General features: G+C 51.0%; 1 pseudogene. It reads left to right on the top strand.

From position 1 onward, the window contains the following. A pseudogene (locus GPK49_RS05845) lies at nucleotides 1-246 on the top strand (phage replisome organizer N-terminal domain-containing protein); the annotation flags it as partial. Nucleotides 247-290 lie beyond the last annotated feature (44 nt).

Here is a 290-nt window from a genome sequence, read left to right as displayed (position 1 = left end):
GCTTATGGCAGATACAACAATGTGATACTGACCGATACAGAGCTTTCCGGGCTGAAAACAGAGCTGCCCGACAAGTGGGAGTATTATATTGACCGGCTTTCCTGCCATATCGCTTCCACCGGGAAGCAGTACCACAGCCATGCAGCCACCATTTACAAGTGGGCGCAGGAGGACGCTGCCAAAGGCAAGGCTGCCCCGAAACAGGGCATACCCGATTATTCATGCAAGGAGGGCGAGAGCTTATGAAAAACGAGATTGAAGCTATGATTACGGACATTACAACCACTACC

The organism is Clostridium sp. MCC345 (assembly GCF_018785345.1).
In the GTDB taxonomy this organism is placed as follows: domain Bacteria; phylum Bacillota; class Clostridia; order Lachnospirales; family Anaerotignaceae; genus Anaerotignum_A; species Anaerotignum_A faecicola.
Note: the sequence above shows the minus strand (reverse complement) of the source record. Positions and strands in the feature narration are given on the sequence as shown.